This window comes from Neisseria sp. P0017.S009 (genome assembly GCF_051957375.1).
Classification (GTDB): Bacteria; Pseudomonadota; Gammaproteobacteria; order Burkholderiales; family Neisseriaceae; genus Neisseria; species Neisseria perflava.
This window is the reverse complement of the sequence record NZ_JBQCWL010000007.1, coordinates 136,231-146,532: the sequence shown is the minus strand read 5'-3', so window position 1 is coordinate 146,532 and position 10,302 is coordinate 136,231. Positions and strand designations below refer to the sequence as shown.

Sequence of the window (10,302 nt, the reverse complement as noted above, 5' to 3'; positions counted from 1 at the left end):
TGGTGTGCGGGAAGATGAAGGGGAAGGGCAGCTGTACGGACGGTGAGGAGATATTTAGGGGCAATGATGCGGAGTGTAAGCCTTTTACGGGGTGACAATAGGGTGGAAAGGAGATAAGAAAGTAAAAAGGACGTGCACAGGCACGTCTTTGGGGGAGGCTGATCTCAACCTCGAGTACTGCATTATTGTCTTAACCCGTTTTATTATTTTGACGAACTGAATATTTCAAATCCAGTACCTTATGCTGACACTGCAACCAGCCGGCGGAAGGTAATGCCCTGGTCAGAACTATTAGGAATTAACTGTAAATTGAGCGGGAAAGTTTAAAAGTAGAGAAAGCGGTAGTTTAAGTTATTGATGCAACATTATTCAGACGGCCCGAGCGGTCATGGGTAAGGATAATAAAAGATAAAGGCTGTAGACAAATTACACCAAGCAAAGATAGCATTGTCTGCAGGGTAAAAGGCTGGTTGATACAGCAAACATATATCTGTATCTATTTTGAAAGGCTATATTGAGAAACTGCACATCACTCCTTCAATATCGACGAGATAAGGTATGGCAGAAGGTTCGATCAAAGGCTACGGCAGCAAAACAGATGGCACCTAGAAAAACATCAGCTACAGACCTGCATTATCGCAAAGCCCTTTGCAACAACTCATCGACGGAAACGCAAATCAAACACAACCGAATATTTGTCGAAAAACCCGTTATGTGGTTGAACAAAGCTTTGTTACGTTTCACTGTAAATCAGGGTGTGAACCTAATTTGCTTTAGGCAACATGGGTGTGCAACGCTATTCGAAAGCGATATGTTTGAATCGTTGAAGTGGTTAACAGCTTACTTGCGCTTGTTTGCTCCTACAAGATGCGAGCATTGGGAAGATAAAAGGGAGCTGTCAAGTCCCTGTGTTTGATTTTTGGCTGTTGGGGATGAAGGATTTTTTGCAAAGGTCTCAGACCGTCTGAAAACTTGATAGAAGCAGTCGTCTGTTAAATATGCGATAATGCGGGAGATTTCATGGGTGTGGTAGAAACATGGTTGTGATTGTCCGACGGGGATGATGTCGGGCAACGATGGAATCGGTTTGCTTGAAACGCCCGCCTGTTGCGGGCTTTTTTATGGGAAGGAATGGTCATGCCTAATCCGCTTTATCGGCAACATATTATTTCAATTTCAGATTTGACGACGGAGCAGCTCGAATTGCTGCTTCAGACGGCCTTGAAGTTGAAAAAGCAGCCTCGCGAAGATTTGCTTGAAGGTAAATTGATTGGTTCGTGCTTTTTTGAACCCTCTACCCGTACGCGTTTGTCTTTTGAAACGGCGGTACAGCGTTTGGGTGGGAAAGTTATCGGTTTTTCCGATGGCGCGAATACCAGCGCGAAAAAGGGTGAAACGCTTGCAGATACTGCGAGGATTATTTCCAGTTATACGGATGCGATTATTCAGCGACACCCGAAAGACGGTGCGGCCCGTGTGGCGGCCGAGTTTTCGAGCGTGCCCGTGATTAATGCCGGCGATGGTACCAACCAACATCCAAGCCAGACGCTTTTGGATCTGGTAACGATTTATGAAACACAAGGTAGTTTGAGCAATTTGAAGATTGCGATGGCCGGTGATTTGAAATATGGCCGTACGGTACACTCATTATGTCAAGCATTGAAGCGTTGGGGTTGTGAGTTTGCATTTGTTTCTCCTCCCAGCTTGGCGATGCCGGACTATATCACTGAAGAGCTGGAGGAGGCCAGTTGCCCTTATCAAGTCCTGTCCAGCTTGGAAGAAGCGGTCGAATGGGCGGATATTTTGTACATGACCCGCGTTCAGCGCGAACGTTTTGATGAGCAGGAATTTGCCAAAATTCAGGGTAAATTCAATCTTGATGCGCCGATGTTGGCAAACGCCAAACCCAATTTGCGCGTCTTGCATCCTTTACCGAGGGTAGATGAAATTCATCCGAATGTGGATAAAACACCTCATGCCTATTATTTTGAACAGGCAACCAATGGAGTGTATGCACGGATGGCGATTTTGTCTTTGGTATTGAACGAAGAAGTTTAAGGAGCGAAAGATGGAAAACTCAAAACTCAGCGTTGAAGCAATCGAACAAGGTACGGTGATTGACCATATTCCTGCTGGTAAAGGCTTGGCCATTTTAAGACAGTTTAAGCTGCTGCATTATGGCAGCGCGGTTACGGTTGGTTTTAATTTGCCCAGTAAAACGCAGGGAAGCAAAGACATTATCAAAATCAGCGGTGTGTGGTTGGATGCCAATGCGGCCAACCGTTTAGCTTTATTTGCCCCTGAAGCAGTGGTCAACAAAATCGATCGGTTTAAGGTGGTTGAGAAACAGCATTTGTCATTGCCGGACGAGATTTCGGAAGTGTTCCGTTGCCCGAATACTAATTGTGCCAGTCATGGCGAGCCGGTCATCAGTCGCTTTTATGTCCGTTCACATAATGGTCAGACGCGTTTGAAATGCCATTATTGCGAAAAAACCTTCTCGCGTGATTCGGTTGCCGAAGCCTGATAAAAATCTCAGGCCGTCTGAAAATACGGCTATACGGTTTGAGTTGTCTGCTTGATACATTAGTTTCATAAAAAGCAAGATATTAAGCAAATTGCGTTAAAATTACGTTAAAATAATGCCTTCCGGGTTGATGACATTATTCGCCCGAAAGGCATTATTTTTTAATAACATGATACGAAATGTAGGAAAACTCATGCACTCATCCATACAAAGCCGGTTTGCCCCAATTTTATACGTCTTGATTTTCTTTGCCGGATTTTTAGCCGCACAAGTTTGGTTTAATCAGCAAGCCTATTTGACCAATCTTCCCCTTTTGGTTACAGCCATTTCTGCCGTTGCATTTGTTTGGTTGATTTGGGCCGTCGTATCTGCGCGATCCAAAGCTAAAAGCAAGATGTTGCACCGTGAGCAGCTGATTCAAAAAGAGAGCATTCATCCTGTTTTGCATGCGACGTTGCAACGTTCTGATGGACAAACGGATTTATTGGTTTTGGTTGTCCGCAATAGCGGTAAGGGCTTGGCGAAGAATGTGCGTTTTGAGGCTGAGGCTTTGCCGGATCACTTGCCGAGCAAGCTGGTTGCCGATGCAGTTATGCGCTTGGAGATGTTTTCCGGCGGCGTGGATATGCTGGCATCGGGAGAATTGTATGGCGGCGTGTTTGCAAGCATGTTGGCGCTGGCTGCCGAATTGCCGGACCAAACATTCGGCGGAGTATTGAAACTGAAAGCCACTTATGAAAATGCCTTTGGCGATCAATGCACTTCAGAAAGCGTTTTGGATTTGAGCATATTGAATTTCAATTTGTCAGAAATTAAATCCAATGGCGAGCAAAAGCCCCGCAAGAAATTGTTGTATTGATATTCAAAATATGCAGGCCGTCTGAAACCGAAATACTTGTTTTCAGACGGCCTGTTGTTATTTTTCAAATGATTTTTGAAGAAAAAGAGGCGTATCGGGTATAATAATCAAAGAATTCGAAACGGATTGTCAGGCTCGGCAAGCCGTCTCATCATTGTCGTATTTCAAAACCTTACTGATATTTTTTCAATAATCTGTTGCTATGTATCGGAACTTTTTCTGATGTTGGCACTGGCGAAATATTCCTTCAGCCATTTACTCTCAGGAAGCTGCTTATGTTAGTGTGTAATCCTTATGAAGTTGTGATCCATGGTACGACCAGCAAAGGCAAGATTTTCCGACCAAGCGACTGGGCGGAGCGCCTGTGCGGTATTTTGTCTTCCTTTACTAAAGACAACCGCCTTTCCTATTCGAATTGGGTGCGCCCGATTTTGGTGGACAATGTCCGTTGTGTGGCAGTCGATAAAAAACTGGAAGAAGACAATCCGCAAATGTTCCGTTTCTTGATGGACTTTGCAGCGGATAATGATTTGCGCGTGATTGACTGCAAAGCCTTGCTCAAAGAGCAAGAGAGCAAACAACAGGGCGAAGTGCCGGTCGAACGCGTTTTGTTGGCGCAGGCGATTGAAGAAAAACATGCTGCCGAGCGTGCCGAAGCGGCCAATGCGCAGCCTGAGCCCCAAGCTGCCGCGCCTGTGGTCGGCGTATTGCGTGAAATTCCGCCGGAAGAAACTGCGACCGCTTTTGCGGCATTAAGCATTTTGCGTTCTTCTTTGACCGATATTCACCGTTTTGTCGAACAAATCAACGAGCATCAGCGCAAAACCGGCTACCGCCTGCTGGGCATTTTTGAAGAAGGCAAACAAAATGCCGTAGCCGTATGCGGTTTCCATGCTGCGTACAATTTGGCCAGCGGTTACCATATCCATATTGACGACATCGTAACCATGCCTCAATGCCGCCAAAAAGGCTATGCTTCACGCTTGTTGGAAGAAGTACGCAAAATCGGTGCGGAAACGGGCGCGACCAAAATCCATCTGAATGTCCATGTGAACCATGACCGTGCAGGGGCGCATCGTCTCTACTTCAAAAACGGATTTGAAATTTGTGCGTACCATTTCCGTTGCGACCCGAAATAATTTTTGTGGAAAGAGAGAAATCAATGTTGAAGATTTTGACCGCGGCTGTTTTGACACTGAGCTTGGCGGCCTGCGCATCAGGCAGCGGAGGCAGCTCGCAAATGTATGGTGAGATTAAGGCCGGTGTAGAAACCAGCCATCAACGTTGAGATATACAATGACAAGGCCGTCTGAAATAGGTTTTTCTGTTTCAGACGGCCTTTCTGCAGCTTGATTAGAGGGTAGCGGAGGTATCGTCGGTGGCAACAGTCCGATGCAGGCGATACCAATTGTACAGGCGCAAGATGCACAAGAAAGCGATGATGGGCATGCAGACTGCGGTAACCAGATAACGCGGGTTGCTGAAGTTTAAAACGTTGTGCCCGGAAAGCAGCGACAAAGCGGCATGCAACCATTCCCACAAAGACGAAATGCTGAATGCCAAAACAGCCAACAGGCCGAGAGTTCGGAAAATGCCGATGGGCAGGATTTGTCGGCGCAATACGGCGCGGTTGAGTTGGAACAAAACAATCAAACCGAAGCCGATGATGCAGACCATGCCGCCGTTGGCGACGATTTGCAGGCTGTTGAAGGCGATGTCGGGCGTAACGGAAAGCGTGCCGGACTGGTTGGATGCAGTTTGTTGCAAGTTTAAGCCTTGCATTACATTCAGGACGAAACCGTATATCAGGTCGGCCAAAACGATGCCGATGGGTAGCGGAGTCAAAAAACGTTTCATGGATCAGTTGGGTATTCTATTAGTATGAGGGAGGCCGTCTGAAAATCAAAAATGACGACGTGAGAGTGTATTGTATCCGATAGAAAAGTAGGTTAATGCAAAAATAAATTTAGTTTAAGTCAGAAAATTATGTAATTTTACGCCAACATTATTGCATTAAGAGTACAATCTTCTTCATTATCAAACGTGGAATCAACAGGAAAGGACGTTTATATGAGCCAATTGCAACGTGATTTAACCCGTATCAGCCACAATACCAAAATTGTCGCCACATTGGGTCCGGGCAGCAACAATGTACAATTGTTGGAAGACATGATCCGTGTCGGCGGCCTTAATGTCGTCCGTTTCAATTTCAGCCACGGTACGCCGGAGTTTCATGAAGAAAATGCCCGTATCGTACGCGAAGCCGCGAAACGTGCGGGTCAGGAAATCGCTATTCTTGCCGACTTGCAAGGGCCTAAAATCCGTGTCGGCAAAATTGCCGGCGGCAGCATCGAGCTGAATAAGGGTGAAACCTTGATTTTGGATGCCGCACTTGAAGGCGAAGGCACACGCGAAGCGGTTGGCCTGGACTACCGCGATTTGCCGAATGACGTCGTTGCCGGCGATGTTTTGTGGCTGGACGACGGCCTGTTGACTTTAACCGTTGAAGCGGTTGAAGGAAGTAAGATTATTACAATGGTAGAAAACAGCCATGTACTGAAAAGTAACAAAGGTATCAATAAACGCGGCGGCGGCCTGTCTGCCGGCGCGTTGACCGAAAAAGACTTCCGCGACCTGAAAACGGCGATTGCCATTGGTTGCGACTACTTGGCCATCAGCTTTGTGAAATCTGCCGAAGATTTGCACATCGCACGCGCCAAAGTCGAAGAAGAAATGAAAGGCAGTACAGCCGTACGTCCCGGTTTGGTTTCCAAAATCGAGCGCGTAGAAGCCATTGAAAATCTGGACGAAATCATCCTTGCCAGCGACGGTATTATGGTTGCCCGCGGCGACTTGGCAGTGGAAGTCGGCCATGCCGCCGTACCTGCCCTACAAAAACGCATGATCCGCCGCGCCCGTGAGTTGCGCCGCTTCAGCATTACCGCAACTCAAATGATGGAATCCATGATTACCAACCCTGTACCAACCCGCGCGGAAGTCAGCGACGTGGCCAACGCGGTATTGGACGGTACCGATGCGGTGATGTGTTCCGCCGAAACCGCCGTCGGTGCGTATCCGTTTGAAACCGTCAGCCAAATGGCGATTATTTGTGCGGCTGCGGAAAAAGAACAAGATTCGCTCAACGGCGTTGCCGAACAGGTCGAGTATCCCGAAGCCGTCAGCACCAACTTGGCGATTGCTGGCGGTGCGGTCAGCGTGGCGCGAGCAGTTCACGCCAAAGCCATCGTTGCCCTGACTGAAAGCGGTTCGACCGCCTTCGAAGTCAGCCGCCACAACATCACCCTGCCGATTTTTGCCCTGACGCCGAGTGTTTCAGCGCAACGCCGCATGGCGATGTACCGCGGCGTGCGTCCGTTGATTTTGGCAACCAGTACCGATCACGATACCGCGCTGAACGAAGTGGAAGCCATGCTGGTAGAACACAAAATCCTCCAAAGCGGCGACCAATACATCATCACCAGCGGTTCGCAAATGCGCGAATCCGGTTCGACCAATACGCTGGAAGTGTTGCAGGTTAAATAATTGCAGTGATCCGATAATTGGAAAAGCAGGCTGTTTTAGCCTGCTTTTTTGTGTAAAAAAAGAAAAGATTAGGCAAAAATAATGATGTAGTATAGAATTGAGTGCCTATACTAAATCAATAAAGGACGTTTCAGACGGCCTTTTTCTTTGTACGCCACTTTCACGGTAAACCAAAATGATTCATTTCAACCTGAAAAAAACAGCGTTTATTTTAAGCGCAGCACTGTTATCTACCGCCGTCCAAGCCTCCGGCTACCATTTCGGCACACAATCCGTTAACGCACAAGGCACGGCCAACGCCGCCGCCGCCGAAGCCGCCGATGCCTCAACTATTTTCTACAACCCGGCCGGTTTGAGCAAAATCGACAGCAGCCAAATTTCCGTCAACGCCAATATCGTTTTCCCAAGCATTCATTATGAGGCAGAATCTGCGAAACACTTCCGCACGGGTGCCGATGTCAGCGGCTCGACCAGCGGCAAAATTACCGAAACCACCGTTGCTCCGCACGTTTATAGCGCGTACAAAGCCAGCGACGATGTGACTTTGGGTTTGGGCGTGTACGTTCCTTTCGGTTCGGCAACCGAATACGAAAAAGATTCCGTCTTGCGCCACAACATCAACAAACTGGGTTTGACCACCATAGCCATCGAGCCGGTAGTTGCGTGGAAACTGAATGAGCAGCACGCCGTCGGTGCCGGTTTGATTGCCCAATATTCCAAAGCCGAATTGCGCAAATACTCCGACTGGGATGCTTCCGGCGCCATCAGCCAGTTGGCCAGCGGCTTGGCTTCCCGTCAAGCAGGCCGTCCCGTTGCTGTCGATGCGACCGGCAAAGCTGACGGTCATGCCGATGTAAAAGGTCACGATTGGGGCTTTGGTTACCAACTGGCGTGGATGTGGGACATCAACGAGCGCGCACGCGTGGGTGTGAACTATCGTTCCAAAGTATCGCATACGCTGAAAGGCACTGCCGATTGGGAAGCGGACGGCGCATATGCAAAACGCGCATGGGATTTGGGTGCAATGGCTGCACGCGGTTATGTGCCGAACGAAAAAGCCAGCGTAAAAATCGTAACGCCTGAGTCTTTGTCTGTTCATGGTATGTACCGCGCCACCGACAAAACCAACCTGTTCGGCGATGTGACTTGGACGCGCCATAGCCGCTTCAACAAAGCGGAGCTGGTGTTTGAAAACACCAAAAAAGTTGTCAACGGCCAATCTGACCGTACCGTTATCACGCCTAACTGGCGCAACACTTATAAAGTTGCATTCGGCGGCTCTTACCAAGTTACCGAACCATTGCAACTGCGTGCCGGTATCGCTTTCGATAAATCGCCGGTTAAAAGCGCTGAAGACCGTATGAACAGCCTGCCTGACGGCAACCGTATTTGGTTCTCCGTCGGTGCCAAATATCAACTGGGTAAAAACCATGTTATCGATGCGGCGTACAGCCATATCCACATCAATGACACGGTTTACCGCACCGGCAAAGCCAGCGGCAACGACGTGGACAGCCGCGGTGCATCCTCTGCCCGCTTCAAAAATAAAGCGGACATCTTGGGCTTGCAATACACTTACAAATTCAAATAATCGGATTTGAGTTGTGGATAAAAAGGCCGTCTGAAGATTTCAGACGGCCTTTTTGATTGGCAGGAACAGATGGAGCAATCCACAGGCAATAAATGGTGTGTTGGGCTTTACATATTTCTGATTGGAATGGCAGAACGGAAAAACGATAGAAAAAAGAATAGCCGATTACCGGCTGGAAAAATAAGATGTTGTTTGCGCTTTAAACAACGTGTTACAGATTTCTTTATTCTGATGGGCAGCAATCAAAAGGCCGTCTGAAAAACAGGTTTTCAGACGGCCTTATTTGCCAGATGGCTGCTAAGAAAGCTCAATCAGCTGCGGACTTCCAGTTCGATTTCTCTTTCTTGTTCGTCTTCAGCCGGCTTGTCCATGGTTTTTTCATCAGCCATATTGTCCAAGTCGCGGCCGGGTTCGGAAGCGGTATCACCGATGGAAACGCTGTTCAGGCTTTCCAAAATAATGGCTGAGGCCAGATGGTCGGATGTGCGGTACACCATTGCCAAACCGATTTCTTCCGCCGGAATGGAAACCAACTCAACCGTATCTTTGTCTTTCGGCTTACGAATCAGGTTGTTGGATAGATTGACACGGACTTGGCGGCCGCGTTTGTAGAGGCTGACCACAGTGCCTTTGTCCAAGCCGTCGAGTTCGCCTTTATCCAAAGTAATGGTTTGGAACTGACCGGCTTCGCCCACGCCGTCGAAGATGGAAACGACTTTGGCCTGAATCGGACGGGCAGGGGCGTGAGGCATCACATTGAAGCTGTCGAGGCCTTCGGGCAGTTTCAGCAGATAGTCGTCTTTGCGGATTTCGGAAACGGCTTCTTCGATAACCAAAGGTTGCGCGGACTGGGTGCGCAGCTTCATGACTTTGTTGACTTGGGTGTAATACTCGTTGCTTTTGAGTTTTTCGTCAGAAGCGCGGGTACGGTTTTCCAAGGCGGAGTCGGTGTAAGGCAGCGTGTTGGCGATGCCGCTGAACACGACTTCTTGGCCGAGGAATTTACCGGTTTCCGGATCGGTGATGTTTTTATTGACGCGGTAGGTCAGGTAGCGGCCGGGTTCGGTCAGGCCGTATGCGTACACGCGGTTGCCTTGGGTGTAGAGGACGCGGTTGTCGGGACCTGCAATCAGGCGCGGCGCGTTGGCGGTTTCTTCCGGAGCGATAATCTGCGGATGTTTCATAAACATGCGGTAGAGGTTGACGTTGACGGTCGGAATGCCGTAGCCGGAAGTTTCGCGTACGCGCGGATGCAGTTTGATCACGGGAATGCCGTCTGAACGGGTTTGGGCGTGTTCAAAACCCAGTCGAGGCTGGCCGTTGACGTAGCGTAAAACCAACACCTGACCCGGATAGATCAGGTGCGGATTGCGGATGGCGTTGCGGTTGGCGCCCCAAAGGCGGTTCCATTGCCACGGGCTGTACAGATATTTGCCGGAAATGCCCCACAAGGTATCGCCGTTTTTAACGACGTAGCGTTGCGGCGCATTGGGGCGGATTTTTAAAGAAGCTGCCTGAGTGTGGGCAGAAATAGCCATGCCTGCCATGCAAAGCAGGGTTATAATACGTTGTTGCATAACCGTTCCCCTTGAAATCGGTTTGGTTTGTCTTCAGATGATAAACAGAGAAGGCTGGAGTTTGCGAAACTGCCGCCCATCCATCAATACGATAACGAACGGCCTCTGTCGCGCTATCTTAACATTTTTCGGCGTTATTTTAGCATTGAATGTTGCTGTCATGACAGGAGATTGTGGCGGCGGAAACCAAATCTGTATGAAAATC

Annotated in this window: 10 protein-coding genes; 8 read left to right on the top strand and 2 right to left on the bottom strand. The window is 48.7% G+C overall.

All coding sequences use genetic code 11. From position 1 onward, the window contains the following. Positions 1-1,137 precede the first annotated feature (1,137 nt). From pyrB to ACTHTG_RS09560, 5 genes are all read left to right on the top strand, one after another. Positions 1,138-2,058, top strand: coding sequence for an aspartate carbamoyltransferase (gene pyrB / locus ACTHTG_RS09580; RefSeq protein WP_039862268.1), 921 nt, complete (start codon positions 1,138-1,140; stop codon positions 2,056-2,058). Positions 2,059-2,068: 10 nt separating this feature from the next. Then, on the top strand, positions 2,069-2,527 hold the full coding sequence (gene pyrI / locus ACTHTG_RS09575) for an aspartate carbamoyltransferase regulatory subunit (protein ID WP_004520167.1): 459 nt from the start codon (positions 2,069-2,071) through the stop codon (positions 2,525-2,527). 193 nt (positions 2,528-2,720) lie between these two features. Then, entirely contained in the window at positions 2,721-3,386 is a 666-nt protein-coding gene (locus ACTHTG_RS09570) for a hypothetical protein (RefSeq protein ID WP_049336352.1), read from the top strand. Between the two features lie 275 nt (positions 3,387-3,661). Further along, positions 3,662-4,525, top strand: coding sequence for a GNAT family N-acetyltransferase (locus ACTHTG_RS09565; RefSeq protein ID WP_039862269.1), 864 nt, complete (start codon positions 3,662-3,664; stop codon positions 4,523-4,525). A 23-nt stretch (positions 4,526-4,548) separates the two neighbouring features. After that, positions 4,549-4,674 carry a hypothetical protein gene (locus ACTHTG_RS09560; RefSeq protein WP_003684698.1) on the top strand — a complete coding sequence of 42 codons (126 nt, stop codon included), beginning with the start codon at positions 4,549-4,551 and terminating at the stop codon, positions 4,672-4,674. Between the two features lie 65 nt (positions 4,675-4,739). On the opposite strand, the gene ACTHTG_RS09555 is transcribed toward ACTHTG_RS09560, so the two are convergent. Beyond that, positions 4,740-5,243, bottom strand: a complete 504-nt coding sequence (locus tag ACTHTG_RS09555; RefSeq protein WP_004520170.1) for a hypothetical protein — start codon at positions 5,241-5,243, stop codon at positions 4,740-4,742. Between the two features lie 213 nt (positions 5,244-5,456). On the opposite strand from ACTHTG_RS09555, the gene pyk reads away from it, so the two are divergent. The 3 genes from pyk to ACTHTG_RS09540 all read left to right on the top strand — a co-directional run bounded on the left by pyk (position 5,457) and on the right by ACTHTG_RS09540 (position 8,778). After that, a complete protein-coding gene (gene pyk, locus ACTHTG_RS09550) occupies positions 5,457-6,929 on the top strand; it encodes a pyruvate kinase (protein WP_004520171.1) in 1,473 nt (490 codons plus the stop codon). 175 nt (positions 6,930-7,104) lie between these two features. Continuing rightward, complete coding sequence (locus ACTHTG_RS09545) at positions 7,105-8,520, top strand: OmpP1/FadL family transporter (protein ID WP_004520172.1); 1,416 nt, start codon at positions 7,105-7,107, stop codon at positions 8,518-8,520. Between the two features lie 69 nt (positions 8,521-8,589). Beyond that, positions 8,590-8,778, top strand: coding sequence for a hypothetical protein (locus tag ACTHTG_RS09540; protein WP_004520173.1), 189 nt, complete (start codon positions 8,590-8,592; stop codon positions 8,776-8,778). 53 nt (positions 8,779-8,831) lie between these two features. On the opposite strand, the gene ACTHTG_RS09535 is transcribed toward ACTHTG_RS09540, so the two are convergent. Next, on the bottom strand, positions 8,832-10,097 hold the full coding sequence (locus tag ACTHTG_RS09535) for a LysM peptidoglycan-binding domain-containing protein (protein WP_049336996.1): 1,266 nt from the start codon (positions 10,095-10,097) through the stop codon (positions 8,832-8,834). Between the last annotated feature and the right edge of the window lie 205 nt (positions 10,098-10,302).

Coding starts and splice junctions, on each gene's coding strand:
- pyrB (WP_039862268.1), top strand. CDS start 1,138: ATGCCTAATCCGCTTTATCGGCAACATATTATTTCAATTTCAGATTTG.
- pyrI (WP_004520167.1), top strand. CDS start 2,069: ATGGAAAACTCAAAACTCAGCGTTGAAGCAATCGAACAAGGTACGGTG.
- ACTHTG_RS09570 (WP_049336352.1), top strand. CDS start 2,721: ATGCACTCATCCATACAAAGCCGGTTTGCCCCAATTTTATACGTCTTG.
- ACTHTG_RS09565 (WP_039862269.1), top strand. CDS start 3,662: ATGTTAGTGTGTAATCCTTATGAAGTTGTGATCCATGGTACGACCAGC.
- ACTHTG_RS09560 (WP_003684698.1), top strand. CDS start 4,549: ATGTTGAAGATTTTGACCGCGGCTGTTTTGACACTGAGCTTGGCGGCC.
- ACTHTG_RS09555 (WP_004520170.1), bottom strand. CDS start 5,243: ATGAAACGTTTTTTGACTCCGCTACCCATCGGCATCGTTTTGGCCGAC.
- pyk (WP_004520171.1), top strand. CDS start 5,457: ATGAGCCAATTGCAACGTGATTTAACCCGTATCAGCCACAATACCAAA.
- ACTHTG_RS09545 (WP_004520172.1), top strand. CDS start 7,105: ATGATTCATTTCAACCTGAAAAAAACAGCGTTTATTTTAAGCGCAGCA.
- ACTHTG_RS09540 (WP_004520173.1), top strand. CDS start 8,590: ATGGAGCAATCCACAGGCAATAAATGGTGTGTTGGGCTTTACATATTT.
- ACTHTG_RS09535 (WP_049336996.1), bottom strand. CDS start 10,097: ATGCAACAACGTATTATAACCCTGCTTTGCATGGCAGGCATGGCTATT.